Here is a 26713-nt window from a genome sequence, read left to right as displayed (position 1 = left end):
CCATGTGCGGGGGTCACACAACGGTCACAGTCTGCGGCGACACGCAACAAGTGCGGGGGAGGGCGCGTCCGGGGTCAGGAGACTGCACGCGGACGAGAGGTACGAGGACACATGACGATCCGGACCAGCAGGGTGGCAGCAGCGCTCGCAACGGCGGCGCTGCTCGCGGGGTGTGGCGCGCAGGGGGCGCCGGAGGCTCGCACCCCCGATGGGACGAGCTCGACCAGCACGTCCCCGACCGAGCGGGTGACGAGCAGCTCGTCCTCGTCCACGAGCTCGTCGTCCACGAGTTCACCGTCCACGACTGCCACGAGCGCCACGAGCTCATCGTCCACGCAGCCGTCGACGAGCACCACGACGACCGCGCCCGAGACCACGAGCCCGGAGCCGACGCCCACGACGTCGGAGCCCACGACGTCGGAGCCGACCGCCCCGACGCCCACCGCCGAACCGACGCCCACCCGGGAGCCGTCGACCCCGCCGCCGAGCCCGGAGCCGACTCCCACGCCGGAGCCGACGCCCGAGCCCACGCCCGAGGAGACCATCCTGCGGCCCGGCGACTCCGGCCCCGCGGTGCTCGAGCTGCAGCAGCAGCTGTCCGCCCTCGGGTACTGGTTGGGTACCCCCGACTCGAGCTACGGCGACCTGACCGTCCAGGCCGTCATGGCGTTGCAGGGGTCGGCCGGCCTGGGCCGTGACGGCATCGCCGGACCGCGCACGATGTCCGCGCTCGAGCGTGGCGTGCGGCCGCCCGTCCACGGTGGACCCGCCAACCGCGTCGAGGTGGACCTCGACCGTCAGGTTCTGCTCGTCGTCCGCGGCGGCGCCCTGGAGTACGTCCTGCACACGAGCACCGGATCGGGGGAGCGGTACATCTCCTCGCAGGGCAACCCCGCCATCGCGACCACGCCGCCCGGGACGTTCTCCGTCTTCCGCTTCGTCGACGGGTGGGACGAGGCCCCGCTGGGCACGCTCTACCGGCCGCGCTACTTCAACCGCGGCATCGCCGTCCACGGCCTCGGGTCGGTCCCCGGCTACCCGGCCTCGCACGGGTGCGCACGGGTGAGCAATTCGGCCATGGACCTGATCTGGTCGCGGGACCTCATGCCCATCGGGACCACTGTCGTCGTGCACTGACCCACCGCGCGCCCCCCTCACCGCCCACCCCCGCTCACCGCCGCCCGGCCGCAGCCCTGCCCGAGGTCACCCGGGGGCGGATGCGGCGGCTCGGCTGGCGCTCCCTTCGCTCGACGTGGTCACGATGCGGTCCATCCGCTCCAGGCCGACGCCGTGGTGGGTCACCATGACCACCGACCGGCCGCCCGCGTGCTCGAGCAGGTCGGTGATGACCGCGATGGCGGTCGGGTGGTCGAGGTGGGCGACCGGCTCGTCGAGCAGGATGACCGGCCGGCCGCTGGCGATGGCGCGGGCGATCGACAACCTCGTCCGCTCGCCCCCGGAGACGCCGTGGCCGCCGGTGCCCAGCCGGGTGTCGAGGCCGTCGGGGAGGTCGTCGAGCCAGCCGCCCAGACCCGCCCGACGAAGGGCGATGACCAGCTGCGCGTCGTCGGCCTCGGGGGCGGCGAGGGCCAGGTTGGCGCGCAGGCTGCCGGCGAGCACGTGCGGCTCGTCGTCGACGAGGGCGAAGAGTGCCCGCACCTCCTCCAGCGGCGCTTCCGCGACGTCGGTGCCGTCGACCGTGTAGGTGCCCGCCGTCGGGTCGAGGTGGCGGGCGAGGACCGCTAGGAGGGTGGACTTGCCGCTGCCGTTCGGCCCGGTGATCGCGATCCGCTCACCGGGGTCGACGGTGAGGTCGAGCGGCCCGACGCCGGTGCGCCCGGGGTGCCATCCCGCGGTGAGCCCGCTCAGGCGGAGGCGCGGGACCCCTTCGGCGCGAAGGGGCTCGCCCCGGCCGGGTCGACCACGGCCGGGAGCCGGTTGCGCAGGTCGTCGAGGCGGTCGGCGCAGGCGCGGGCCCGGGCGAGCGCACGGGTGGCGTCGGTGAGCACACCGAGCGTCTCGCCGACGGCCACCGGGGCGAGGACGAGGAGGGCGCGGACCGGGTCGCTCGCGGTGGAGGCGGCGGCGAGGGCCGCGCTCGCCAGGGTCGCCGCCCCGGTGATCACGAGCACGGCGGCGGCGCTGAGCGAGCGGCCGCGGGCCTGGCGGGCAACACTGTCGCGCAACGCCTCGTGCGCGGTGCGCAACCACCCGGTGGCGGTGTCGGTGCCCCCGATGGAGCGCAGCTCGTCGGCGTGGTCGGTGGTCAGCTGGGCGACCCGGGCGACCTCGGCGCGGGCTGCGAGGACGTGCTCCTGGGCGCGTGACTCGAGGCGGTCGGCGAGGACGGCCACGCCGGCTGCGGCCAGGAGCATCGCCGCGAGCGTGAGCCCGACCCGGGCGTCGACGAGCGCGGTGAGCGCCGCCGCCCCGACCCCCGCGAGCAGGGCGGACAGCGCCGGGACCGTCACCCGCACGGACGCCTCGATGACGTCGGTCAGGTCGTCGACCACGCCGGTGAGGACGTCGGCGCGGCCGCGGGAGCCGAGCCGGGCAGGGGTGAGCGGGACGAGGTCGGCGTAGGTGCGGGTGCGTGCCTCGGCGAGATCGGCGAGGGCGGCGTCGTGGCTGCGTAGCCGCTCCCAGTACCGGAAGACCGGCCGCGCCAGGCCGAAGGTGCGCACCGCGACGATCGCCGTGAGCAGCAGCATGATCTGCGGGCCCTGGTCAGCGCGCACGATGAGCCACCCGGAGGTGGTCGTCAACGCGATGCCGGAGGCGGTCGCGACCCCGCCGAGGAGGCCGGCGACGAGCAGCCCGGGCGTGAGGCGAAGGGGGCGAGTCACCGGGACACCACCGCCTCGCCGGGCGCGTGGCTCGCCACCGCACCGAGGTCGATGCGCTGGTCCGCGCGGGCGACCAGCTCGGGCTGGTGGCTGACGGCGATGACCGTGCGGGTACGGGCCAGCTCGGTGATCACCTCGCCGATCACGGCGGTGGAGTCGGGGTCGACGTGGGCGGTGGGTTCGTCGAGCAGCACGACGGGCGCGGTCGACAGCAGCGCACGGGCGAGGACGAGCCGGGAGCGTTGCCCTGCCGACAGGCCGAAGCCGTCGTCGCCGATGGTGGTGTCGAGCCCCTCCGGCAGGGCGGCGACGGCGCCGTCCAGACCGACCGTGCGCAGGGCCTGCCAGAGGGCCTGGTCGGGCTGCGGGCCACCGATGCTGAGGTTCGCGCGGATCGACCCCGCGCCGAGGAAGGGTCGCTGGGTCACCAGGTGAACCCGTGACACGACGACGGTGCCGCGGTCCGGGGCGCGCGTGCCGGCGATGACCTCGAGCAGGGTGGTCTTGCCGCACCCGGACGGGCCGGTGACCACGGTCAGTCCGGGTCCGGTGGCGGCGAGGTCGACGTCGGCGAGGACCCGACGCTCCGCGCCGGGGTGGGCGTAGCCGACCCCGGCCAACCGCACCCCGCTGGCCTCGTGCGCACCGGGCCGCGCCTCACCATCCCGCATCTCCTTAGGGAGGTGCGACCTCCCTTCGCCCGTCCCGAGCTCGGCGAGGATCGTCGACAGCGCCGCCGACCCGTCGGCGGCGGAGTGGAACTCGGTGCCCACCCGCCGGATCGGCCAGTACGCCTCCGGCGCGAGGAGGATCGCGGTCAGCGCGACGAGCAGCTCCATCGAGCCGGTCGTCAGGCGCAGTCCGACGACGACGGCGACGATCGCGACCGAGATCGTCGCGAGCAGCTCCAGCGCGGCGGCGGAGAGGAAGGCCAGCCGCAGCGTGCGCATCGTCGCCCGCCGGTGGCGCTGGCTGACGGCGCTGATCGTCGTGACCTGACGCGTCGCCCGGCCGTAGCTGACGAGGGTGGGCAGGCCGCGCATCACGTCGAGGAAGTGCCCGGACAGGTCGCTCAGCGCGTGCCACCTGCGGTCGGTGTCCTCCTGCGTCGTCGTCCCGATGAGCGCGGCGAAGAGCGGCAGCAGCGGCACGGTGAGGACGACCACCACCGCGCTCGGCCAGTCGACGAGCAGCAGGCAGCCGATGGCGAGCACCGGCACGACGGCAGCCGCGACGAGTGCCGGCAGGTACTTCGCGATGTAGGGCTCGACGGCGCTCGTGCCCTGCGTCGCCAGGGTCAGCGCCCGATCACGCGGTGGACGCTCGTCGACCGTGCGACAAGACCACGCGTCCAGCAGCTGGGCGCGCAGCTGTGTGGCGACGAGTGCTCCTGCGGCGGCGGCGATCCGCTCCGACAACGCCCCGAGCAGCGCCCGGATAGCGAAGAGCGCCCCGGTCCACCCGGCCGGCCCCGCGAGCGGCTCGCCACGGACGACCGCCACGACCAGGTGCGCGAGGGCGAACGCCGTGGCGATCGTCGCCACGCCCTGGGCCACGCCGATGGCACCCAGCGCTGCGATCGGTGCGCGGGTCGCCGGCGCCACGCGGAGGACCCGGGGGTCGAAGGGCCTCACCCCACCATCTCCTCCGTGCGGGTGTCCGTGCGGGACATGTGGTCGACCGACAACCGCCGGCGGAAGATCCAGTAGCTCCAGACGGTGTACCCGAGCATGATCGGCGTGAAGACCACCGCCGCCCAGGTCATGATCGTCAGCGTCAACGACGAGCTCGCCGCCGCCTCGAGCGTGAGGGCCGGGCCGCCGTCGCGACCGTTGATGGCATTGGGCGAGAGCATGAGGAAGTAGCCGACGACGACCATCGCGATCGTCGTGGAGGTGCCGGCGAAGGCGAGGCGCTCGGCCCCCTTCGTGTTGGCCGCGATCGACACGACGAGCGCGACGACGGCGACGCCCGCGGCGACCCACGAGGCCACGGTGCCGCGGTCGGCGCCGAGGGCGAGGAGCAGCACGAGCGAGAGCGCGGCCGCCACGGCCCCCGCGACCCTGGCGAGGGTGCGCGACTCCTGCCGCAGCGGGCCGCGCGTCTTCAGCGCGACGAAGTGGGCGCCGTGGGTCAGGCAGAGCGCGGTCAGGGCGAGGCCCCCGAGCAGCGTGACCGGGGTGAAGAGGTCGAGGACCGACCCGGAGAACTCGGTGTACGCCGTCTCACCGGAGAAGTGCTCGCTCATCGGCATGCCGACGACGAGGTTGGTCAGGGCCACGCCGACGACGAAGGGGGCGATGACCGACCCACCGACGATTGCCACGTCCCACCGGCGCACCCACGTGGCATCGGTGCGCTTGTGCCGGTACTCCAGCCCCATGTTGCGCAGGATGAGCGTCACGAGCAGGAGCAGCAGCGGCAGGTACATCCCCGAGAACATCGTCGCGTACCAGTGCGGGAAGGCGGCGAAGGTCGCCCCGCCCGCGGTGAGCAGCCAGACCTCGTTGCCGTCCCAGTGGGGGCCGATCGTGGTCAGCAGGGTGCGGCGGCGGTCCTCGGTGCTCGTGGACCGCTGGCCGGGGACCGCGGGTGCGGACCCGGGGCCCCGGTCACGTCCGAGGAGGGGCAGGAGCATGCCGACACCGAAGTCGAAACCCTCGAGCACGAGGTAGCCGGTCCACAGGACGGCGATGAGGACGAACCAGATGAGGACGAGGTCCATGACGAGACTCCTGGATCAGTAGGTGAAGGCGAGCGGCTCGTCGTCCGTGACGAGGCGGGGTTCCTCGAAGGGCTCGGCGCCGCGGCGGATGTACTCGAGCAGGAGGCGGACCTCGACGACGGCCAGTGCCCCGTAGAGCAGGGTGAAGACCCCCATCGAGATCCACACGTCGGTGGACCCGACGGACGGGGAGACCGCGGTGTGGGTGGCCATCTCCCCGAAGACGACCCACGGCTGGCGCCCGATCTCGGTGAAGATCCAGCCGAAGCTGTGGCCGAGGATGGTCGCAATCGGCGCGAGGACCATGAGCGGCCCCACCCAGCGCTGCATCGGGACCCGGTCCTTGCGGGTGGCCCACAGCACCCACGCGCCGACGGCCATGGCGAAGAAGCCGGCGCCCATCATCAGGCGGAAGTTCCAGTAGGTCATCGCGATCGGGGGGATGTAGGTGTCGGCCCGGGTCAGCTCGCCGTCGCCGAAGGAGGCGCGGTACTCGTTCTCCAGCTCGACCATGCCCTGCACCTGGCCGTCCCAGCTGCCGGTGCCGAGGTAGGACAGCAGGCAGGGGATCTCGATGACGTGGGTCGGGTCCTCACCGCCGAGGCCGGCGACGGTCAGCACGGAGAAGGGGGCGCACTCACCCTCCGGAGGGGTCTCGTACAGGGCCTCGGCGGCCGCCATCTTCATCGGCTGCACCTCGGTCATGACCTTGCCCTGCACGTCACCGCTGATGACGACGCCGAGACCGGCGACGAGGGTGACGACCGCGCCGAGCCGGGCCGCGTGGCGGTACATCCTGCGATCGGCGAGTGCGCCGCCCTTCGCATCTGCTCCCACGGTACGGAGCTTGTGCACCCCGACGGCCATGACGAAGGCGCCGCCGACCATGTAGCAGGCGGTGATCACGTGGGGGAAGGCGGCGAGCTGCACGGGGCTGGTCAGCATCGCGAGGAAGTCGGCCATCTCGGCGCGGCCGGTCTCGGGGTTGATGCGGTAGCCGACGGGGTTCTGCATGAAGGAGTTCGCCGCGAGGATGAAGTAGGCCGACAGGACCGTGCCGATGTGCACGATCCACATCGTCGCCGCGTGCAGTCGCTCGGGGATGCGGCCCCAGCCGAAGATCCACAGGCCGAGGAAGGTCGACTCGAGGAAGAAGGCGAGCAGCGCCTCCAGGGCGAGCGGGGCGCCGAAGATGTCGCCGACGAACCGGCTGTAGGTCGACCAGTTCATGCCGAACTGGAACTCCTGGACGATGCCGGTGACCAGTCCCAGGGCGAAGTTGATCGTGAAGAGTTTGCCGAGGAACTTCGCCATCCGCAGGTGCTCCTCGTTGCGGGTGCGGATCCACCGTGAGTGGTACCAGGCGACGATCGCGGACAGTCCGATGGTGACCGGCACGAAGAAGAAGTGGTAGACGGTGGTGATCGCGAACTGCCACCGAGCAAGCTCGAGCACGTCCATCGGCATCTCCTACGGCTCTTAGTACGACAAGGCGTAAGAGATACTACGTGGGTGGTCGGGGGCCACGCCACGGTGGGGCCGCTCACCGCCCGCGAACCGCGCTCAACGACCACGAACCCCGCTGCGTGCGCAGCGGGGTTCGTGGTCGGTGGGGCCTCGTCGGTGCTGGTCAGCCGCCGAGGAAGTCGCTCAGGCCGGAGCCCCTGCTCCCCGAGGACTGCTGGTGCCCGCCGTCGGCCACCGACTCCGCCGGCTGGACGAGGACGTAGCCCTCGCCGCCGAAGGCCATCTGCAGCATCTCCCCGGTGCCGCCGCGGATCATCGACTTCAGGCCGCCCGTGTCGACCTTGATGTCCATCCGCACGTTGGCCGTCCACATCACGACCGCCTGCGCGTCGGCGAAGGTCGGGGCGCCGGAGACGTCGAGGGCGACCGGGTCCCCCTTCGTCGTGATCGCCACGTAGCCGGTGCCCCGCAGGGTGACGTTGTACAGACCGCCGGTCATCGCCGCACCGCGGGCCTGGATGCGGTGGATGTCCCAGTCGATCGACGCGGAGAAGGCCATGATGTTGTTGCCGTTGACCGAGATCATGTCGTTCTCGAGGTACATCACCTGGATCTCGCTGGCGGAGTCGGCGAGGAAGAGCTCGCCCTGCCCCGAGCAGGTCATCATGTCGACGCCCTCGCCGGTGACGGCCTTCTTGATGAACTTGTCCAGGCCGCCGGAGCCCTTGTTCGCAAAGCGGACGTCCCCCTGGTAGGCGACCATCGAGCCGGACTTGGCCATGACGGGGCCGTGCCCCATCTGGACCTTGAGCATCTTCTTGTTCTGCAGCGAGAACTGGTCGGAGGTCGACTCCTCCTTGAACTCCTGGAACAGCGTGCCGTGAATGGGCATGGTGGATCCTCTCTGGTCATGACATCCCCCCGTGGGTGCCTGCCGATCACTGTATGACCGGCGCCCCCGAACGGGCCATGGTCAGTTGTGCTCAGCGGTCACCCGGCCACGAGCACCGACAGCACCGGCGGGGTGGCCGGCGCGGCGACGCAGAAGAGGTAGAGAGCGAGGGTCTGCCACGGCGCCGGCTCGTCGCCCAAGAGCAGCCGGATCCTCGTCGCCGCCGCGCCGGCCCCGGCGGAGATGCCCGTGGGGACCTCCTCTCCCGCAGCCTCGGCGAGGGAGAGGATCGCGCGCGCGAGGGAGACCTCGCCGACCTCCCGCCATGCGGCCCGGTCGGCGATGATCTCGATGAGCAGGGCCACCTCCGTCAGCGCGGCGTCCGTGCGCAGGAACCGCGGCGTCGCGGTGTGCAGCACCGTGAAGAACTCGAGGACCAGATCGTGCCGCTCGCGCAGGTGCGCCTCCTCGTGGGCGACGACCGCGGCCAGCTGGTCAGCGGGCAGGGCGGTGAGCGCGTCGGTGATGACCAGCCGCGAGCGGGCTCCCGGGACGCAGTAGGCGGCCACCTGCTCGGACCGCAGGACGCGGGTGTGCTCCCCCTCGTGGCGCCCGACGAGGTCGACGAGCTGCCGGTGCTCCTCGCGCGCTCTCCGGATCCGGGAGTCGACGTCGTGGGCGCGCACGAGCAGGTGGATGAGCACGCCGAGCGAGGCGATGGTGGCCAGAGCGGTCACGACGCCGCCCGGGAGCGGGGGCAGTGGTCGCGGCCGCAGCCACGCGATCGGCCCCGCACCGAGCAGGCAGAGCACCGCGGACAACGAGAGCGCCTGCCACAGGATGAGCGCCGCGCGCGGGCTGCGGCGCAGCCGCTCGGTCCGCACGAGCACGTGCGGGACGGCGATGAGTGCCGCTGCGCAGAGCAGCAACAGGGTGGCGATCACCCCATCGAGTTTGCCGCATCCGCCTCAGCGACGGCGGCGCGGGCGATCCCCCTTCGCCTCCACCTCGGCCATCGCGACCCGCACGGCGTCCAGGTCGTCGGCGCTCGCCTCGGAGAGGAAGTGCAGGATCGCGGCCTGCCGGTCCTCGCCGCTCAGGTCGTCCAGCGGGCCGCGCATGGCCTGCGCGGTCATCGACTCGCGGGTGGCCGCCGCGCGGTAGCGCCAGGCGCGACCATCGCGCTCGCGGGTCGTCACGCCCTTGGTCTCGAGGCGGGAGAGGACGGTCATGACGGTCGTGTACGCGAGGTCGCGGGCCGTGAGGCGGTCGAGGACCTCCCGCACGGTCAGCGCCCCGCCGTCGGTCCACAGCACGTCCATGATCGCCTGCTCGAGGTCACCCAGTATCGCGTTCTTGGGCATGTCCGGCTCCTTCCCGATCGTCGGGTCGCATCCACGTGGTCTGTCCGCGGCAGGGTGTACGACACGATGTAGTTGATGATACGCGTGCTTCCTGAGTTTTCACCCGGCGGGTCCTCATCCCGCACGCGGGACCCGGTAGCGCACGAAGGCCGGCACCGCCGCCGACGCCGCCAGGGTGAGGACGATGACGAGCGCGCCGCCGAGGATCGTCGTCGCAGCCGCGCCGAGGCTGCTCGCGACGAGCCCGTGGAGGACGTCGGCCAGTCGCGGGCCGCCGGCCACGACCACGATGAAGACGCCCTGCAGCCGCCCGCGCATCGTATCCGTCGCCGATCTCTGCAGCATCGTCGAGCGGAAGGCCGCGGACGCGACGTCGGCCGCACCGCCGGCCGCGAAGAGCACGACGGCCAGGGCCAGCCAGCCGCCGGCGCGACCGTCAGCGAGGGCCACCGCCACGCCGAACCCGACCATCGCCCCACCCCAGACGAGGACGGCGACGACGACCGCCAGCCCGTGCCGTTCCACCCGCGAGACCCACCCCGAGAGGACTCCGCCGAGGAAGGCCCCGGCCGGCATCGCGGCGAAGAGGACCGCGAAGGCGAGCCCGCCCTCGGCCGGCCCACCGAAGTCGATGTCGGCCATCTCCGGGATGAGCGCACGCGGCATGCCGAAGACCATCGCGATGAGGTCGATGACGAAGGACATGAGCAGCACCGGCTGGGTCGCGAGGTAGCGGAAGCCGTCGATGACCGAGCGCAGGCCGGGGGAGGAGCCGGCCACCACCTCGACCGGGAGCGAAGGGAGGGAGATCACCGCCCAGAGGGTGGCGAAGAGGAAGAGGGTGTCGACGAGGTAGAGCCACGAGAAGCCGAGGACCGGGATGAGCGCTCCGCCCACGAGGGGTCCGGCGATGGCGCCGCCGGTGAAGACGGTCATGTTCAGGGCATTGGCCGCCGGGAGCATCTCGTGCGGGACGATCCGCGGCAGCACGGCCGAGCGCGTGGGTTGGTTGATGCCGAAGCAGGCCTGCTGGATCGAGAAGATCGTCAGCAGCAGCCAGACGTTGGTGTTGCCCAGGGCGGCCTGGAGGAAGAAGACGAACGAGGTGACGATCAGGCCCCACGTGGTGAAGGTGAGCAGCCGCCGCCGGTCGACGTGGTCGGCGAGCGAGCCGCCGTAGAGGCCGAAGATCACGAGGGGCACGAGGCCGAAGACGCCCGTCAGGCCGACGTAGGCGCTCGACCCGGTCATCGAGTAGATCTGCGCCGGCACTGTGACGACCGTCAGCTGGGCGCCGATCACGGTGACGATCTGCGCGGTGAAGAGCCTGCGGTACGCCGGGACCCGCAGGGGGCGGGTGTCGGCCAGCAGGGCCCTCAGGCGACGCACCGCGTCACCCTAGCCGCCCCCCTTCGCGTCCTGACCACACTGGTGGTTGAGGTGTGAGTTCGCGCAGCGAGCGAGCCTTGAACCCCCTTCGACCGCTCCCTCGCGCCCCCGGTGGTTGAGGTGTGAGTTCGCGCAGCGAGGGAGCCTCGAAACCACGGTGCGGTGGTCTCGTGTCCGTCGTCGCACCACGATCAGCGAGGGTCAGCCCGAGCCGCGGGCGAGCAGCGCCTCGACGAAGACCCGCTCGATGTCCTCCGGGGTCTCTGCGATGTAGGAGGTGCCGCCGGTCTCGTCCGCGATCTTCTGCAGCGCGGACGCGTCGGCCTCACCCATGCCGATCGTGATGACCCGGACCGGGCGCTGCGCGTCGTAGGAGTCGTCGAGCTTGGTCAGCAGCTGGGTCAGGGAGAGCCCACCGTTGGGGTCGTCGTTCTCCCCGTCGGTGAAGACGACGAGCGAGTTGACGAACTCGGGGTCGTAGTCCTCGACCATCCTCTGGTGGGCCGCCCAGATCGAGTCGTAGAGCCCGGTGTCGCCACCGAGGTACCTGTCGCCGTCCTCGACGATGGAGCGCAGGTGATCGCGGTGGGTGCCGCCCCCCTTCGCCTCGTTGAGGGCGACCACGTCGGCGACCGGCTCGTAGTCGTGGCCACCCTTGCGGTCGGAGCTGAAGACCCACGCCCCGACCTCGCTGCCGGCGGGAAGCATGTCGACACCCGTGAGCAGCGAGCCCTGGGTGACGTCCCAGCGGCTCATGCCCGGCGTCGTGCTGGACCACTCCATGGATCCGGAGGCATCGATGACGGCGAGCATCCGCATGTCCGTGCGCATGATGTCCCACTGCTCGACGAGCGCGACCCGCTCGTTGCGATCCGGTGCATCGAGCTCCTCGACCGGAGCGGCCTCCTGCCCTGCGATCGTCGGGCCGTCCTGGCCGTTGGCGTCACGGAACCCGGCCTTCGTCAGGGACTCGCGCACGTCGATGGTCCCGAGCTCGGTGCGTGCCTTGTCGGCGGCCTCGAGGGCCTCACCCGTCAGCTCCGGGTTGGTGATCCACGGGTAGTCGAGCGAGAGCGTGCCCTTCTCGGGCAGCACTGCGCGCAGGGGCGGGAGGTCGTCGTGCTCCTGGTTGAAGGTGGCGATCTCCTGCTCGGACGCGGGGAAGGGGGTGTTCTTCTCCGGGTCGTTCGCGTAGTCCTCGAAGAGCTTGTTGACCGAGGGAGCGGCGAAGCGCGACAGGAAGATCAGTCGCTCACCGGTCTCTAGGCCGATCCGCCCGGGCTGGCCGACGCGGCTGGCGTGGAAGGCGAGGCGGCTGGCCGTGTCGATGTCGGGGTTGGCCATCAGCAGGTCGCCCTCGTCGTCGATGACCCGCGTCCACGTCGCCGCCTCGCTCGGCGCGCCCTCGGCCTCGGACCCGGCGGCCAGCACGATCGGGGAGGAGGCGATGGACTGGCCCTCGAGCCACTGGCCGGGGGTGGCCTCCTGGTCGATCGCGTCGATCCACGTCGAGCTGTCCGGGACCCACACGTCGGGGGCCATGCCCTCGTTGATGTTCTCGGTGGCCGTGGAGGCGGAGACGGCGCTGACGCGGTAGTCGGTGCACTCACCCTCGACCTTGTCCAGGGCCTCCTCGAGGGGCTCGGCGATCTCGGGCGCCGCGGAGACGGCCAGCGGGGCGCCACACGAGGAGGAGGCGGACCCGTCGCCGCGCAGGAAGGACCACGCGCCGCCCAGGCACAGCAGCGCGACGAGGACGAGCACGAGCAGCACCACCCACCAGGGGAGGCGGCGACGCCGCCCGCGGTGGAGGCTGCGGCGGCTGGGGGCCGCGGGTGTGCTTCCGTCGTGCGACGGCCGCCCGGACGTGGTTGGCTCGGGGGCAGCCGGACTCGACGAGGTGAGGTCCTCGTCGTCGTCCCAGAGGTCGCGTCGCCGACCGGGTCGGTCCTCGGCACTCATGTGTGGCACTCCTTCGTCACCGGCGACGGGTCGTCACCAGCCGCGCGCAAGTATGGCGCACCGGACTGCTCGTGTGGGCCCGTAGTGACCTATGGGTAACGGACCTCACCCCCGACCGTCACCTGCCATGCTGTCCGTATGACCAATTTCCTCATCCGAACGGCTGTCAACGCGGTGGCCCTGTGGGTCGCGGCGTGGCTCATCGACGGCATCGTCCTCGCCGAGAGCGAGGCGACCTTCGCCTCGAAGTTCGCCACCATCGTCCTCGTGGCGCTGATCTTCGGCGTGGTCAATGCGGTCGTCAAGCCCATCGCCAAGCTGCTCGCGTTCCCGCTGATCGTCCTGACGCTCGGGCTGTTCACCTTCGTGGTCAACGCCTTCCTGCTGCAGCTGACGGAGTGGATCTCCGAGCCGCTGGGCCTGAGCTTCGTCATCGAGGAGTTCTGGTGGGACGCCGTCCTCGGTGCCCTCATCGTCACGATCGTCGCGATGGTGCTCAGCTGGATCCTGCCCGAGCCCGACGACGACTGACCGGAGCCCGAACCGACGACCCGACCCACCCCCGAACCTCCCCCTTCGCAGGAGCCTAAGCAGTTGCACCCGGGTGCGGCCCGGAACTCGCAGGAGCCTAAGCAGTTGCACCCGGGTGCGGCCCGGAACTCGCAGGAGCCTAAGCAGTTGCGTCGGGAGGGTCGCAGGAGCCTAAGCAGCTGCCGCCCACGAGTGGTTATGGTGCGCTCCATGGACTCCCCCCGGTTGCGCTCCGCCCTCGACCAGGTCCCGGCCTACGTCGCCGGCAAACCTCCGACGCCGCGTGAGGGGTTGACGGTCTACAAGGTCTCCTCGAACGAGAACCCGTACCCGCCGCTGCCCTCGGTGCTCGAGGTCGTGCGCGAGCGCGCCGCCGAGATCAACCGTTACCCCGACATGGGTGTCGGCGCCCTCACCGACGCCCTCGCCGCGCACCTCGACGTGCCCCGCGAGCAGGTCGCGACCGGCACCGGGTCGGTCGGCGTGCTCGGCCAGATCATCCAGGCGATGTGCGACGCCGGGGACGAGGTGGTCTTCGCGTGGCGTTCCTTCGAGGCGTACCCGATCGTCACGCGGATCGCCGGGGCGACCCCGGTCATGGTGCCGCTGACCGACGAGCACCGCCACGACCTCGACGCCATGGCCGCCGCGATCACCGACCGCACCAAGGTCGTGCTCGTGTGCACCCCCAACAACCCGACCGGCCCCTCGGTGACCCACACCGAGCTGGTCGACTTCATCGCGAAGGTGCCCTCGCACGTGCTCGTCGTCGTCGACGAGGCCTACCTGGAGTTCGTCGACGGTGAGGACGCCGTCGACGGGCTGGCGCTGCGGCGCGAGCACCGCAACGTCGTTCTCCTGCGCACCTTCTCCAAGGCGTACGGGTTGGCCGGCCTGCGCGTCGGGTACGCGGTGGCGGACGCGCCGGTGGCCGAGGCACTGCGCAAGACCGCGACCCCCTTCGGCGTCAACCACCTCGCGCAGGTGGCCGCCGTCGCGTCGTTGGAGGCGAAGGGGGAGTTGGACGAGCGCGTGCAGCGGCTCGTGGCCGAGCGGGCCCGGGTGGTCGACGGACTGCGCGCGGCCGGGTGGGACGTCCCGGTGACGCAGGCGAACTTCGTGTGGTTCCCGCTCGGGGAGCGCACCCCTGACTTCGTGGCGGCGTGCGACGAGGCCGGCCTGTCCGTGCGGCCCTACGGCACCGATGGGGTGCGTGTGACCATCGGCGAGCCCGAGGCGAACGACCGCCTCATCGAGGTCGCCGAGTCCTTCGCAGCTGCTTAGGCTCTTGCAAGGTCCGGGCCCGCCCCCTTCACAACTGCTTAGGCTCTTGCAAGGTCCGGGTCCGCCCCCTTCGCAACTGCTTAGGCTCCTGCAAGGTCCGGGCCCGCCCCCTTCGCAACTGCTTAGGCTCCTGCAAGGTTGCTTAGGCTCCTGCAAGGTCCGGGCCCGCCCCCTTCGCAACTGCTTAGGCTCCTGCAAGGTTGCTTAGGCTCCTGCAAGGTCCGGGCCCGCCCCCTTCGCAACTGCTTAGGCTCCTGCGAGCGGTGAGTCAGGCAGCCTGCGCCCTGGTGGCGGCGGCGACTGCCGCAGAGAGAAGGCCGTGGATCTTCGCCTCGTCCGTGAGGTCCCCCCAGGTGATTCGAACGACCACCCAACCTTCGGCGCGCAGGTCAGCTTCACGCGCGAGCTGCTCCTCCATGACGCCGGGGTCGGTGTACTTGATCGCGCCGTCGAACTCGATGGCGACCCTGTGCTCTCGCAGGGCGAAGTCAAGGCGGTACCGACGGCCTCGTGCCACCACATTGACCTGCGGGTCGAAGTCCCACGGTCGGCGACGCAGGACGTCGGCAGTCAGGGTCTCTCCCGGCGACTCGTGCCGCGGATCTATGTGTGCGAGGGCATCTCTCGCACGGGCCACCCCCTTGAAGCCGCGCATGCTCGAGAGGTCCTGCTCGATCTGCACGTGAGTGCACAAGCCGTGCCGCACCGCGTGGTCGGCGGCGACCAGGGCTCCGAGCGGATTGTTGTTCAGAGCAGTCCCCACGATGGCTCTCGCAGGACCCGCTACGCGGACGGGCCGGTTGGCGATGGGAGCGACGAGCTCGCGGACGTCATGCCCGTCCGCGGGCGTTCGACTCACTCGTACCCCCTGCCGCACTCGACCGTGGGATGCGTTGACCTTGCCGATCTCGACGACCGAGAGGTCCGTGCGCGCCAGGGGAAGCCCGTGGAGCAGGATCGCGGAGTGCCGGCACGCGACGGACTCCTCGCCGTGCAGCTGCAGAGCGGCGACGGTCCGCAGGACGTGTCTCTCCTCCTCCGCCGCATCCAACTGGGTCGAGTACCACCCGCGCTCCACTCGCCACAGCAATCCGCGGCGCACCAGGATCGCGAGATCGTGTGCGGAGATTCCCATGGATCTGGCCTCCGCGGCGTCGAACAGGGGCAGGTCGCCGAGGTCCGCCGGGTCGATCCGCAGTGTTGGTCGCACAGGGCAAGCCTGCCGGAATCGACGCCCCCCGCCGATGGGATTTCCACAGGGGCGCGACCGAGGGAGTGACTCTGCGGGGGAACCCTGCAACTGCTTAGGCTCCTGCGAGATCTGGGCCCGCCCCCTTCGCAACTGCTTAGGCTCTTGCGAGCCTTCGCAACTGCTTAGGCTCCTGCAAGGTCCGGGCCCAGCCCCCTTCGCAACTGCTTGGGCTCCTGCGAGATCCGGGGGCCGGGCGGGGTTTGGGCGTCCAGCCAGTGAGACGCTAGGTTGGGTCGACACCAAGAGATCTGTGGTCCCGGTCACAAGCCGGCCGCAGCCGAACGTTGCGCCGTTGGCGGCGCACCTCACTGCCGCGGCACGGGGCGATCCCCCGGGACGTGGAGCGAAGGGAGCATCAGTTGAGCGACAACGAGGTCGCCGGGCACGCCCGGTCCCGCATGGAGGGGGCCTTCCAGCCCTCACCCGAGTCGGGGCCGACGCCCCCGTCGCAGATCTACGGGCACTTCTCGGACGAGAACCCGGAGATGGTGCAGTTCGTCGACGCGGACGGCAACCGGCTGGACACCAACGAGACCAACGCTCCCTACGCGCAGATCGTCGAGGAGATGACGAGCGAGGACGCGCGGATCATCTACCGCGACCTCGTCCTCGTGCGCCGCATCGACGCCGAGGGCTTCGCGCTCCAGCGCCAGGGTGAGCTCGGCCTGTGGCCGAGCCTCCTCGGCCAGGAGGCCGCGCAGGTCGGCGCCGGTCGCGCGCTGCGCGACCACGACTACGCCTTCCCCGGCTACCGCGAGCACGGCGTCGCCTGGTGCCGCGGCGTGCCGCCGGAGAACCTCCTCGGGATGTTCCGCGGGGTCAACCACGGCGGGTGGGACTCCAACGAGAACAACTTCCATCTCTACACGATCGTCATCGGCAACCAGATGCTGCACGCGGTCGGCTACGCCATGGGCATCGCCGCTGACGGCGACATGGGCACCGGCGACCCGGACCGGGACGCGGCCGTGATGGCCTTCACCGGTGACGGTGGCACGAGCCAGGGCGACTTCAACGAGGCGCTCGTCTTCGCGGCCGTGACCAACGCGCCGACCGTGTTCTTCGTGCAGAACAACCAGTGGGCCATCTCCGAGCCCAACGAGAAGCAGTTCATCATCCCGCCGTACCAGCGCGCCCGCGGCTTCGGCTTCCCCGGCGTGCTCGTCGACGGCAACGACCCGCTGGCCACCTACGCGGTCGCCAAGGACGCGCTCGACAAGGCCCGCTCCGGTCAGGGCCCGACCCTCATCGAGGCCTACACCTATCGGATGGGTGCGCACACGACCTCCGACGACCCGAGCAAGTACCGCAGCAGCGCCGAGGTCGAGATCTGGAAGGAGAAGGACCCGATCAAGCGGATGCGCGGCTTCATGGCCGAGCGCAACCACGCGGACGAGGAGTTCTTCGCCGCCGTCGACGCGGAGGCCGACGAGATCGCCGCGCGCGTGCGCAAGGCCTGCCAGGAGATGCCCGACCCGGAGCTGCCGACGATGTTCGACCACCAGTACACCGAGTACCACCCGCTGGTGGAGGCCGAGCGCGAGGAGTTCCTCGCCTACCACGCCGGCTTCGCCGAGGAAGGGGGCCAGGCATGAGCGGCACCCGCCTCAGCCTCGCCAAGGGCCTGAACGCCGGACTGCGGCGCGCGATGGAGAAGGACCCCAAGGTCGTGCTCATGGGGGAGGACGTCGGCAAGCTCGGCGGCGTCTTCCGCATCACCGAGGGCCTGCAGAAGGACTTCGGCGACCACCGCGTCATGGACACCCCGCTCGCCGAGTCCGGCATCGTCGGGGCCGCGGTCGGTCTGGCCCTGCGCGGGTACCGGCCCGTCGTGGAGATCCAGTTCGACGGCTTCGTCTACCCGGCCTTCGACCAGATCGTCTCGCAGGTCGCCAAGATGCACGCCCGCTCGCTCGGGCACCTCAAGCTGCCGCTGGTCATCCGCATCCCCTGCGGTGGTGGCATCGGCGCGGTCGAGCACCACAGCGAGTCCAACGAGGCCTACTTCGCGCACACCGCCGGCCTGCGGGTGGTCACCTGCAGCAACGCGGCGGACGGCTACTGGATGATGCAGCAGGCGATCGAGTCCGACGACCCGGTGATCTTCTTCGAGCCCAAGCGCCGGTACCACGAGCGCGGCGAGACCGAGATCGACGAAGGGGGCACCCCCGAGCTCGGTCTGTACGACGCCCGCGTGGTCCGTGAGGGCAGCGACGCGACGCTGCTGTGCTACGGCCCGATGGTCAAGACCTGCCTGCAGGCGGCCGAGGCCGCGGCGGAGGAGGGGCGCAACCTCGAGGTCGTCGACCTGCGCACGCTCAGCCCGCTGGACCTGCCGACGATCATGGAGTCGGTGAAGAAGACCCGGCGTGCGGTCATCGTCCACGAGGCGCAGACCTTCGTCGGGATGGGGGCGGAGATCGCGGCCCGGATCCAGGAGGAGTGCTTCTACCACCTCGAGGCGCCGGTGCTGCGGGTCGGGGGCTACAACATCCCCTACCCGCCGAGCCGTTTCGAGGAGGAGTTCCTCCCGACCCTCGACCGCGTCCTCGACGCCGTCGACCGCTCGCTCGCCCACTGACCAGGAGGACCACCGTGGCCGTACAGCACTTCACCCTGCCCGACCCCGGCGAGGGCCTCACGGAGGCCGACGTCGTCTCCTGGAAGGTCCAGCCCGGTGACACCGTCACCGTCAACCAGATCATCATCGAGGTCGAGACCGCCAAGTCCCTCGTCGAGCTGCCGATCCCCTTCGCGGGCACGATCACCGAGCTGCTCGTGGCCGAGGGCGACACCGTCGACGTGGGCGCCCCGATCATCGCCGTCGAGGTCGAGGGCAGCGCGCCCGAGGCCGCCCCGGCGGGTGAGGCCCCGGCGGAGGGCGCGGGCGAGGCCGACGAGTCGGCCGGCCCCAACCTCGTCGGCTACGGCGCCAAGGCCGGCAGCACCCGCCGTCGCGCCCGCAAGGGTGCAGCGCCCGCAGCCGCCGACCCCGCAGCTGCCGCACCGGTGTCCCCCGAGCCCGCGCCGGCCCCGGAAGCCCCGGCCCCGGCTGCTCCGACCGAGCCGCTGAGCCCGCAGGCGACCCGGGCCCTGGCCAAGCCGCCGGTGCGCAAGCTCGCCAAGGACCTCGGCGTCGACCTGCAGTCGGTCACCCCCACGGGCGAAGGGGGCATCGTCACCCGCGCCGACGTGGAGTCGGCGGCCTCCGGGTCCACGGGTGCGGCCGGTGCGACCGGTGCGACCGGCGGCGCTGCCGCTGCTTCCGCCACTGGTGTCACCCCCTTCGCCGATGGCCCTGCGGAGACCCGGGTGCCGATCAAGGGCGTGCGCAGGGCGACGGCGCAGGCGATGGTCTCCTCGGCGTTCACCGCGCCGCACGTGACCGAGTTCGTCACCGTCGACGTCACGGCGATGATGGACATGGTCGAGCGGCTCAAGGGCGACCGGTCCTTCCGGGACGTGAAGGTCACGCCGCTGCTCGTCGTCGCCAAGGCCTTCACCCTGGCGCTGCGCCGGCACGCGGAGGCCAACGCCAGCTGGGACGACGCCACGCAGGAGATCGTCTACCACCGCGACGTCAACCTCGGCATCGCCGCGGCCACCCCCCGCGGGCTGCTCGTGCCCAACATCAAGGCCGCCGACCGGCTCTCCCTGCACGACCTCGCCGGTGCGCTGGGTGACCTCGTCGCCACGGCCCGTGAGGGCAAGACGCAGCCGGCCGACCTGTCCGGTGGGACCGCGACGATCACCAACGTCGGCGTCTTCGGCGTCGACACGGGCACCCCGATCCTCAACCCGGGTGAGGCCGCCATCCTCGCCTTCGGTGCGGTGCGGCGCACGCCGTGGGTGGTCACCGGTGCCGACGGCAGCGAGTCGATCGAGCCGCGCTGGGTCACCCAGCTCGCGCTCTCCTTCGACCACCGGCTCGTCGACGGTGAGCTGGGCAGCAAGCTGCTCGCCGACGTCGCCGCCCTGCTCCACGACCCGGGGACGGCCTTCCTCTGGGCCTGAGGGGTCAGGGGCCCGGCCCACGATTCGCAGGAGCCCAAGCAGTTGCGGGCCGGGTCTCGCAGGAGCCCAAGCAGTTGCGGCCTGGGTCTCGCAGGAGCCTAAGCAGTTGCGGGCACCCGAGCTCAGGGCTGGTGGCGCTGGTCCGCGGCGACGGTGTCGCAGAAGCGGTCGAGGTAGTGGATGAAGGTCTCCACGTCCTCGTCGGGCCAGTCCGCGAGCAACTCCTCGAACCACGCCTCGCGGCGGGCGACGAGCTCGTCGAGGACGGCCCTCCCCTCGTCGGACAGGGCCACGACCTGCGCGCGGCCGTCCTGCGGGTCCGGCACCTTCTCGACGAGGCCGAGCGCGGTCAGGTGGCTGACCTGACGGCTGACGGTGGAGGCGTCGGAGATGTTGCGCTCGGCGATGTCGCCGACCCGGGCCGGCCTGTCGCGCAGCGCGACGAGCACCGCGTGGTGGCTCGGCTCGAGGCCGGGGTGCACGCGAGGAGCCCGGGCGCGGGTGGCGTGCAGCATGCGCAGCATCCGGATGATGCTGACGCTGAGCTGGCCGGCAGACGCGGACACGCGGTGCCTCCTGACGGTTGGTGACGGACGCTGAGGAGCACCGGGGAGGGACTCTTCAGGTGCGTTGCCTAGATTAGACGTCATGCCCCCCTCCGCGAGTTCCCCCCGCACCACCTCGCGCCCCGTGGCCCTCTTCGGCGTCCTCACGGTCTTGGTCGTGGTGGCCGCCACCGCGTTCGGTGGGGGAGCGGCACCCCTGCAGCTCGGTGACCCCGGCCCCTTCGTGCGCTGGTCCCTGCCGACCCTGCGCGCCGTCCACGACGGCGCGGCCGCGGTGACCATCGGCGCGCTCGTCCTCGCGGCGTTCATCGTCCCGGAGACCACCCGCACCACCCGCCGGCGCACGCTCGCCCACCTCGCAGGGGGAGCGGCGATCGTCTGGTTCCTTGCGGGCATCGGAGGGCTGCTCACCAACTTCGCCTCGCTGGCCGGTATCCGGTTGACCGACCCGGGCTACCTGACGCAGCTGGCCGCCTTCATCTGGGAGCTCGACGCCACCCGCACCGCCACCATCTCCTCGATCATCGTCGCGGTCGTTGCGCTGAGCGCGCCGCTCGCGGAGTCGAAGGCCGCCCTCGGCTGGCTCTCCGCCGCCAGTCTGTTCGCACTCCTCCCGCTGGCCCTGTCCGGCCACTCCGCAGCGAGCCTGGACCACATGGGCGGGGTCAACGCCCTCGCGTTCCACCTCCTCACGGCGACGGTGTGGGTCGGCGGCCTCATCGCCCTGGTGGTCATCCGCCCGTCGCTGGGCTCGCACCTCCAGGTGACCGTGCGGCGCTACTCGGTGGTGGCGGGCTGGTGCTTCGTCCTGCTCGTGGGCTCGGGCCTGCTCGCCGCGTGGATCAACATGGGGGCGCTGTCCGGTCTGGCCTCCCGCTACGGCGTCCTGCTCATCCTCAAGACGATCGCCGCGGTCATCCTCGGTGTCGCGGGCTGGTGGCACCGGCAGCGCGCCATCACCGCCCTCGGCGACATGACGAAGGGGGCCACCCCCTTCACCCGTCTCGCCCTCGGAGAGGTCGCGGTCATGGCCGCGGCCTTCGGCCTGGGCGCCGCGGTCGGTCGGACCCCGACCCCGCCGACCGCCGAGGAGCGCCCCGAGACCTCGATCGTCTACGACCTCTCCGGCTACCTCGACCCTGGCCCGCCGGACTCCCTGAGCTGGATCACCGCGTGGCAGATCGACTGGTTGTGGGTGACCGTCGCCGCGATCGCGATCTTCGTCTACGTGCGCTGGGTGTTGCGCCTGCGCACCCGCGGTGACCACTGGCCGCTCCTGCGCACGATCAGCTGGGTGATCGGCTGGCTCGTCTTCGTCTACTTCACTTCCGGCGGTCCGGGGGTCTACGGCCGGGTCCTCTTCTCCTGGCACATGGTCGAGCACATGGGTGTGGCGATGATCGCGCCGCTGCTGATGGTCCCGGGGGCCCCGATCACCCTGGCGCTGCGCGCGCTGCCCGCCCGCAAGGACAAGACCCTGGGGCCGCGGGAGTTCATCCTCACGGTCGTGCACTCGACGTACCTGCGCGTGCTCGCCAACCCCGCCGTCGCCGCGGCGCTGTTCTTCTTCAGCCTGGCGATCTTCTACTACAGCCCGCTCTTCGAGCTCGCCATGCGCACCCACACCGGGCACGTGCTGATGATGCTGCACTTCGTCATGAGCGGGTACCTCTTCACCTGGGTGCTCATCGGCGTCGACCCCGGCCCGAAGCGCTGGTCGCCCATCGCGCTGCTCGTGGTCCTCTTCGTCACGATCAGCTTCCACGCGTTCTTCGGTGTGCTCATCACCCAGTCCACCGAGCTGCTGGCGGCCAACTACTTCGGTCGGTTGGACCTGTCATGGATGACCGACCCGCTCGCCGACCAGCGCACCGGCGGCGCCATCGCGTGGGGCGTCGGCGAGGTGCCGACGATCATCCTCGCGATCGCCGTGACCTGGCAGTGGATGAAGTCGGACGACAAGGAGAAGGCGCGCACCGACCGTCGCGCCGACCGCGACGGGGACGCCGAGCTGGCGGCCTACAACGCCCACCTGGCCAGCCTGGCCCGGCGCGACAGCGAGTGAGTGCGGGGCCGCCGCCCCGCGTGAAATCCCCGGATGCCGGGCGTTCGCCGATAGTCTGCACGTGACGGTCCAGTAGGGCCGAAACCTGTTCCGCGCGACCCCGCGGAGACCGACACCGGCCGCGCGGCCGGGGAACGGAGTGGAGCATGTACATCGGAGCCGGCATCTTCCTTCTGCTCATCGGCCTCATCATCGTCTTCGCCTACAACGGCGACATGATGATCGCGGGCCTGGACCTGGGGGCCATCGGCTGGATCGCCATCGTCCTGGGCGTGCTGGCGATCATCCTCAGCTTCGTCTTCGATCGCCGACGCAAGACGGTCGTCCACGAGGACCGCTTCTGAGCCCACGCATGACGAAGGGGGCTGCCACCGGCCGGCCGGTGGGCAGCCCCCTTCGTCATGGGCTCGGCCAGAAGCCCGACCCCTGAACGCCCTGCAGAGCCTCCGTCGCGAACGCCGGTCGTCGGCGAGGGTTGAAGTGGGTGACCCGACGGATCAGGATGGTCCTCATGGGGGACCTGCCACGAGTGTCGGTGATCATTCCGGTGCGCGATGACCCACGGCTCACGCAGTGTCTGGCCATGATCCGGCGCCAGACATACCCTGCCGACCTCATCGAGATCATCGTGGCCGACAACGGCAGCGCCGTGCCGTTCAGGGGCGTGCTCGCGGACGAGGGTGTGCGGGTGGTCACCGAGCCCGCAGGCGGGTCCTACGCCGCGCGCAATGCCGCTGTCCTGGCCAGCCACGGCACGGTCCTGGCCTTCACCGATGCAGACTGCCTCCCCGATGAGTCGTGGGTGGAAGAACTCGTCGCGGCACTGGGCGCCGGTGCGGATGTCGTCGCCGGGCACGTGGCGGTCGACGTCAGGGACGACCGCAGACCACACCCTGTCGAGGCCTATGAGCTGGTCCACGCGTTCCCTCAGCAGGTCTACGTCCAAAGGGGCGGAGGCTGCGTCACCGCCAACATGGCAACGACCCGGGCGGTGTTCGACGACACCGGACCCTTCCTCCACGAGCTGTTCTCCGGTGCGGACATCGAGTGGGGGCAACGAGCCCACGGCCGCGGGGCGCGGACGGTGTTCTGTCGCGATGCACAGGTGCGCCACCCAGCGCGAGACTCCTTCCACGCACTGAACTCGAAGTTGCGCAGGGTCATTCGCGGGGGGCATGAACGGGATCGGCTCGCCGGCGGGGCGACCGTGTCCCCGTGGCCCACGGCCCGGTCCCTCGTCCCACCCATCGGAGCCGTCCGTCGGGCTAGAGCCCCCGAGCTGCGGACGCCTCGGGCGCGTGTCGCCTTTGTCGTGGGCGAGACCTACCACCGGTATGCCGCCGCATGGCACGTGCTCGCTCTGGCCATTCGCACTCGCGTCGAGGTGGGCCGGCTTGGAGGGTCCGACCAGCCGGAGGCCCGCTAGGGTGTCGTGAGTCACTCGAGTTGGTTCATGTGTGCCGTCTCGAGAGACATGGGGAGGGTTGTCCATGCAGTGCGGGAGGTGCTCAGGACATGACGCTGACGAACAGGATTCGCCGAGATGCGCGCGAGCGGCTGGGGAGGGTCAAGCGCAAGATCCTGGACACGCCTCCGCGGAGGTTGGACGAGCGCCCCGATCTGGCGCGTTACGACATCGGCCGGTACTCGTGGGGGTACCTGAAGATCGCCAACCGCTCCCCGGGCAGCGCCCTCACCATCGGACACTTCTGCTCCATCGCCGCCGGCACCGAGGTGCTTCTCGGGGGCGAGCACCGCACGGACTTCGTGACCACCTACCGGTTCGGGGAGTACCCGCCCTTCGACGGCTGGTATCAGGCGGATGGCCCCACTGCCCGGGGGCTGGGCGACATCGTCATCGGGAACGACGTGTGGATCGGCCACGATGTGCTGATCCTGTCCGGCGTGACGGTGGGCGACGGCGCCGTGGTCGGGGCCGGCAGCGTCGTCCGGTCGAATGTGCCGCCGTATGCCATCGCGCTGGGGAACCCCGCACGGGTCGCCGGATTCCGATTCACGCCGGAACAGATCGCTGCGCTGCTGCGGATCAAGTGGTGGGACTGGAGTGACGAGCGCATCGTGGCCTCACTGGACCTCATGATGTCCGACGACATCCAGCGCTTCATCGACGCCCACGATGTCGACGCCTGAGGCGTCGGGCCGGTCGCCCGAGCTTGTCGGGAGGGCCAGGTGGCAGCACCGGGGGCCCATCCGGACAGTGCTGCGCAGCAGACACGCGTGGCGGCGACTGTCCCCCTTCTTTCGCTCGTCCCGTCTGCTTCTCGTGGCGATCGTCGTCGTGTCGATCATCGCCGGGCTCGTCGAGGCCGGGTTGCTGATGCTCATCGCAACCATGGCGGTCGGGCTCACGGATGCGCAGCAAGGGATCTCCCACCGGTTCGGGCCCGTCACCGTGGAGCTGTCCCAGTCCACGACATTCACCGTCGCCATCGCAGCGGCAGTGGCCCGGGCTGGTCTCCAGCTGTTGCTGGCGTACATCCCTGCCCGGATGAGTTCCCGAGTGCTGTCCGACCTGCGCATCGCGTTGTTCGAGTCCTTCACCTCGACGTCGTGGGCGGTGAAGTCCAAGGAACGTGATGGCTCCTTCCAGAACCTCATGACCCAGAACGCGACCTACACGGCCATGACCGCGATCCAGATGGGCCTCGGCATGACGGCGGTCGTGATGTTCCTCGCCATGGCCGTCGGAGCCTTCGTGCAGAACTTCGTGGCTGCCGCTGTGTTCATGACGGCATGCCTGCTGCTGTTCTTCGCGCTGCGGCCGCTGGCACGCAGGCTGCGCCGTCACGCAAAGGTGTTGAGCCGGGAGGCCATGTCCTTCACGAACACGGTCCAACAGGTCGTTCAAATGGCTGAGGAGACCGAGGTCTTCGGCGCGACGGGGGCCTTCCGCGCCAGCTTTCATCACCACGTCAACGCCGTGCGGCGACCCTACGCTCGCACGAGGTTCATGGCAGTCGGCCTGCCAGGCCTTTACCAGGGGGTGGCCCTCCTGCTGCTGGTGGTCGCGTTGATCACGGTCGCGGTCGTTGGTGCCGGCGACGTCGCCGGGCTGGCCGCGGTCATCCTGCTCCTGATCCGAGCCCTGACGTTTGCGCAGCAGATCCAGTCGGCCGTCACCATGATCGACGAGCGCGTCCCCTTCATGAACCAGATTGCCGATGCGCTCGAACGCTATCGGGCCAGCCCGCAGCAGGACGGTCCGCAGACCCTTGATGAGATCCGGACACTGGGGCTCTCGCACGTCTCCTTCGCCTATCGCGACGGCACGAACGTCCTCCACGACGTCACCTTCGATCTGCGACGGGGTGAGGCGATCGGGATCGTCGGGCCCTCCGGTGCAGGCAAGTCCTCGATCGTCCAGGTCCTGCTGAGATTGCGTGATCCGCACACGGGCGCCGTGCTCGTCAACGGCGAGGATGCACGCGCCTTTCGGCGCGCGGACTGGCAACGACAGGTGGCTTATGTCCCCCAGTCCTCGCAGGTCATCTGGGGCACGGTTCGGGAGAACATCGCCTTTCACCGTGACTGGATCTCCGATGAAGCACTGGTCCGGGCGGCGAAACAGGCGCAGATCCACGACGACGTCATGTCATGGCCGCAGGGGTACGACACGGTCATCGGGCAACGTGCCAGTGCGGTGTCCGGCGGTCAACGCCAACGCATCTGCCTCGCTCGGGCGCTGGCCGAGGAGCCCGCCGTCCTCGTCCTGGATGAACCAACCAGCGCCCTGGACGCACGGTCGGAGGAGCTGGTGCAGCAGTCGATCGAGCACATCAAGGGCCAGACGATCACGATCCTCATCGCCCACCGTCTGTCGACCCTGTCGGTGTGCGATCGCGTTCTGGTGATGGTCGACGGACGAGTCTCGGCGATCGGAACGCAGGCCGAGGTCATGGAGCAGAGCGACTTCTTCCGCGAGGTCAACGAAATCACGCAGCGTCAGGCCGGCGTCTGACCGCTCCGTAGAGCGATGACCGTGGCCATCGCGAGGTCGGGGGTGTGGGCCGTCGTCACATGGAAGGTGAGGCCTCCAGCGGACACGGCCCAGACGTACATCGATCCGTGAAGGCGCAGCCCGGTGGCGGGGTCATGGGTGACCTCGATCTGCTTCCATGGCACGGGCCCCTCGCCCGGTGCGCCGAGGGACTTCACCGCTGCTTCCTTGGCTGCGAGCAGTGCCGCGACGCGCACCGCACGGGCACCGCTGAGGCAGTAGTCGATCTCGGCGGTCCGGAACCAGCGCTCGAGGAACCGCCGGCCACCGCGCGATACGAGTCGCTCGATGCGGGCAACATCGACGACGTCCGTGCCCACCCCGACGAGGTCCGCCAA

At 70.6% G+C, this 26713-nt stretch carries 25 protein-coding genes; 11 read left to right on the top strand and 14 right to left on the bottom strand.

The features are described from left to right. Positions 1–74 precede the first annotated feature (74 nt). Positions 75–530: a hypothetical protein gene (locus PVE36_RS13600; RefSeq protein WP_277453080.1), complete on the bottom strand. Its 456-nt coding sequence runs from the start codon at positions 528–530 to the stop codon at positions 75–77. Between the two features lie 43 nt (positions 531–573). Here PVE36_RS13600 and PVE36_RS13595 point away from each other — a divergent pair, with 43 nt between their 5' ends. Next, positions 574–1137 (top strand): L,D-transpeptidase family protein, encoded by a 564-nt coding sequence (locus PVE36_RS13595; protein ID WP_277453079.1) that lies wholly within the window; start codon positions 574–576, stop codon positions 1135–1137. 66 nt (positions 1138–1203) lie between these two features. Here the strand turns inward: PVE36_RS13595 and PVE36_RS13590 are convergent, their stop codons facing one another. From PVE36_RS13590 to PVE36_RS13545, 10 genes are all read right to left on the bottom strand, one after another. Beyond that, positions 1204–1782 carry an ATP-binding cassette domain-containing protein gene (locus tag PVE36_RS13590; RefSeq protein WP_277455851.1) on the bottom strand — a complete coding sequence of 193 codons (579 nt, stop codon included), beginning with the start codon at positions 1780–1782 and terminating at the stop codon, positions 1204–1206. A gap of 83 nt (positions 1783–1865) precedes the next feature. Next, positions 1866–2846 carry a hypothetical protein gene (locus PVE36_RS13585; RefSeq protein ID WP_277453078.1) on the bottom strand — a complete coding sequence of 327 codons (981 nt, stop codon included), beginning with the start codon at positions 2844–2846 and terminating at the stop codon, positions 1866–1868. Continuing rightward, a complete protein-coding gene (cydD, locus tag PVE36_RS13580) occupies positions 2843–4480 on the bottom strand; it encodes a thiol reductant ABC exporter subunit CydD (RefSeq protein ID WP_277453077.1) in 1638 nt (545 codons plus the stop codon). Before cydD ends, PVE36_RS13585 begins: the two co-directional genes overlap by 4 nt. After that, complete coding sequence (gene cydB / locus PVE36_RS13575) at positions 4477–5571, bottom strand: cytochrome d ubiquinol oxidase subunit II (RefSeq protein WP_277453076.1); 1095 nt, start codon at positions 5569–5571, stop codon at positions 4477–4479. Before cydB ends, cydD begins: the two co-directional genes overlap by 4 nt. A 15-nt stretch (positions 5572–5586) precedes the next feature. Beyond that, entirely contained in the window at positions 5587–7032 is a 1446-nt protein-coding gene (locus PVE36_RS13570) for a cytochrome ubiquinol oxidase subunit I (protein ID WP_277453074.1), read from the bottom strand. A 169-nt stretch (positions 7033–7201) separates the two neighbouring features. After that, positions 7202–7930, bottom strand: a complete 729-nt coding sequence (locus PVE36_RS13565) for an AIM24 family protein (RefSeq protein WP_277453073.1) — start codon at positions 7928–7930, stop codon at positions 7202–7204. A 98-nt stretch (positions 7931–8028) separates the two neighbouring features. Beyond that, entirely contained in the window at positions 8029–8874 is an 846-nt protein-coding gene (locus tag PVE36_RS13560) for a M56 family metallopeptidase (protein ID WP_277453072.1), read from the bottom strand. A gap of 24 nt (positions 8875–8898) precedes the next feature. Next, positions 8899–9294: a BlaI/MecI/CopY family transcriptional regulator gene (locus PVE36_RS13555; protein ID WP_277453070.1), complete on the bottom strand. Its 396-nt coding sequence runs from the start codon at positions 9292–9294 to the stop codon at positions 8899–8901. 114 nt (positions 9295–9408) lie between these two features. Continuing rightward, positions 9409–10683 (bottom strand): MFS transporter, encoded by a 1275-nt coding sequence (locus tag PVE36_RS13550; protein WP_277453069.1) that lies wholly within the window; start codon positions 10681–10683, stop codon positions 9409–9411. 201 nt (positions 10684–10884) lie between these two features. Then, entirely contained in the window at positions 10885–12645 is a 1761-nt protein-coding gene (locus PVE36_RS13545; protein ID WP_277453068.1) for a substrate-binding domain-containing protein, read from the bottom strand. Positions 12646–12783: 138 nt separating this feature from the next. Here PVE36_RS13545 and PVE36_RS13540 point away from each other — a divergent pair, with 138 nt between their 5' ends. Together PVE36_RS13540 and hisC are read left to right on the top strand one after the other, a co-directional pair. Further along, positions 12784–13176 (top strand): phage holin family protein, encoded by a 393-nt coding sequence (locus PVE36_RS13540; RefSeq protein ID WP_277453066.1) that lies wholly within the window; start codon positions 12784–12786, stop codon positions 13174–13176. 210 nt (positions 13177–13386) lie between these two features. After that, entirely contained in the window at positions 13387–14460 is a 1074-nt protein-coding gene (gene hisC / locus PVE36_RS13535; protein WP_277453065.1) for a histidinol-phosphate transaminase, read from the top strand. Positions 14461–14728: 268 nt separating this feature from the next. Here the strand turns inward: hisC and PVE36_RS13530 are convergent, their stop codons facing one another. Then, positions 14729–15670: a hypothetical protein gene (locus PVE36_RS13530; protein ID WP_277453063.1), complete on the bottom strand. Its 942-nt coding sequence runs from the start codon at positions 15668–15670 to the stop codon at positions 14729–14731. 401 nt (positions 15671–16071) lie between these two features. On the opposite strand from PVE36_RS13530, the gene pdhA reads away from it, so the two are divergent. Genes pdhA through PVE36_RS13515 form a run of 3 tightly spaced genes read left to right on the top strand, consistent with a single transcriptional unit; the run spans position 16072 to position 19726 of the window. Then, the gene (gene pdhA / locus PVE36_RS13525; protein WP_277453061.1) at positions 16072–17307 is read left to right on the top strand and encodes a pyruvate dehydrogenase (acetyl-transferring) E1 component subunit alpha; all 1236 of its coding nucleotides are present in this window, start codon (positions 16072–16074) and stop codon (positions 17305–17307) included. Next, a complete protein-coding gene (locus PVE36_RS13520) occupies positions 17304–18293 on the top strand; it encodes an alpha-ketoacid dehydrogenase subunit beta (protein WP_277453060.1) in 990 nt (329 codons plus the stop codon). The genes pdhA and PVE36_RS13520 overlap by 4 nt, the downstream gene beginning before the upstream one ends. A gap of 14 nt (positions 18294–18307) precedes the next feature. Further along, complete coding sequence (locus PVE36_RS13515; protein ID WP_277453059.1) at positions 18308–19726, top strand: dihydrolipoamide acetyltransferase family protein; 1419 nt, start codon at positions 18308–18310, stop codon at positions 19724–19726. 122 nt (positions 19727–19848) lie between these two features. Here PVE36_RS13515 and PVE36_RS13510 read toward each other — a convergent pair whose 3' ends face one another. Next, entirely contained in the window at positions 19849–20292 is a 444-nt protein-coding gene (locus PVE36_RS13510; protein WP_277453058.1) for a MarR family transcriptional regulator, read from the bottom strand. A gap of 82 nt (positions 20293–20374) precedes the next feature. Here PVE36_RS13510 and PVE36_RS13505 point away from each other — a divergent pair, with 82 nt between their 5' ends. The 5 genes from PVE36_RS13505 (at position 20375) to PVE36_RS13485 (ending at position 26336) form a co-directional block, all read left to right on the top strand. Then, complete coding sequence (locus PVE36_RS13505; protein ID WP_277453056.1) at positions 20375–22357, top strand: cytochrome c oxidase assembly protein; 1983 nt, start codon at positions 20375–20377, stop codon at positions 22355–22357. A gap of 146 nt (positions 22358–22503) precedes the next feature. Then, complete coding sequence (locus PVE36_RS13500; protein WP_277453054.1) at positions 22504–22701, top strand: DUF6458 family protein; 198 nt, start codon at positions 22504–22506, stop codon at positions 22699–22701. A gap of 140 nt (positions 22702–22841) precedes the next feature. After that, a complete protein-coding gene (locus PVE36_RS13495) occupies positions 22842–23783 on the top strand; it encodes a glycosyltransferase (protein WP_277453053.1) in 942 nt (313 codons plus the stop codon). Between the two features lie 89 nt (positions 23784–23872). Next, complete coding sequence (locus PVE36_RS13490; RefSeq protein WP_277453052.1) at positions 23873–24508, top strand: CatB-related O-acetyltransferase; 636 nt, start codon at positions 23873–23875, stop codon at positions 24506–24508. A gap of 133 nt (positions 24509–24641) precedes the next feature. Beyond that, a complete protein-coding gene (locus tag PVE36_RS13485; RefSeq protein WP_277453050.1) occupies positions 24642–26336 on the top strand; it encodes an ABC transporter ATP-binding protein in 1695 nt (564 codons plus the stop codon). Here PVE36_RS13485 and acpS read toward each other — a convergent pair. Next, a complete protein-coding gene (acpS, locus tag PVE36_RS13480) occupies positions 26321–26713 on the bottom strand; it encodes a holo-ACP synthase (RefSeq protein WP_277453048.1) in 393 nt (130 codons plus the stop codon). The genes PVE36_RS13485 and acpS overlap by 16 nt on opposite strands.

Source organism: Janibacter sp. DB-40, assembly GCF_029510815.1.
In the GTDB taxonomy this organism is placed as follows: domain Bacteria; phylum Actinomycetota; class Actinomycetes; order Actinomycetales; family Dermatophilaceae; genus Janibacter.
This window is presented reverse-complemented; position numbering and strand designations above follow the sequence as displayed.

What these genes read in the sequence shown, in the direction of transcription:
- PVE36_RS13545 (WP_277453068.1), bottom strand. Translation starts at nt 12,645, where the DNA reads ATGAGTGCCGAGGACCGACCCGGTCGGCGACGCGACCTCTGGGACGAC.
- PVE36_RS13570 (WP_277453074.1), bottom strand. Translation starts at nt 7,032, where the DNA reads ATGGACGTGCTCGAGCTTGCTCGGTGGCAGTTCGCGATCACCACCGTC.
- PVE36_RS13555 (WP_277453070.1), bottom strand. Translation starts at nt 9,294, where the DNA reads ATGCCCAAGAACGCGATACTGGGTGACCTCGAGCAGGCGATCATGGAC.
- PVE36_RS13500 (WP_277453054.1), top strand. Translation starts at nt 22,504, where the DNA reads ATGTACATCGGAGCCGGCATCTTCCTTCTGCTCATCGGCCTCATCATC.
- PVE36_RS13565 (WP_277453073.1), bottom strand. Translation starts at nt 7,930, where the DNA reads ATGCCCATTCACGGCACGCTGTTCCAGGAGTTCAAGGAGGAGTCGACC.
- hisC (WP_277453065.1), top strand. Translation starts at nt 13,387, where the DNA reads ATGGACTCCCCCCGGTTGCGCTCCGCCCTCGACCAGGTCCCGGCCTAC.
- PVE36_RS13520 (WP_277453060.1), top strand. Translation starts at nt 17,304, where the DNA reads ATGAGCGGCACCCGCCTCAGCCTCGCCAAGGGCCTGAACGCCGGACTG.
- cydB (WP_277453076.1), bottom strand. Translation starts at nt 5,571, where the DNA reads ATGGACCTCGTCCTCATCTGGTTCGTCCTCATCGCCGTCCTGTGGACC.
- PVE36_RS13490 (WP_277453052.1), top strand. Translation starts at nt 23,873, where the DNA reads ATGACGCTGACGAACAGGATTCGCCGAGATGCGCGCGAGCGGCTGGGG.
- PVE36_RS13540 (WP_277453066.1), top strand. Translation starts at nt 12,784, where the DNA reads ATGACCAATTTCCTCATCCGAACGGCTGTCAACGCGGTGGCCCTGTGG.
- PVE36_RS13505 (WP_277453056.1), top strand. Translation starts at nt 20,375, where the DNA reads ATGCCCCCCTCCGCGAGTTCCCCCCGCACCACCTCGCGCCCCGTGGCC.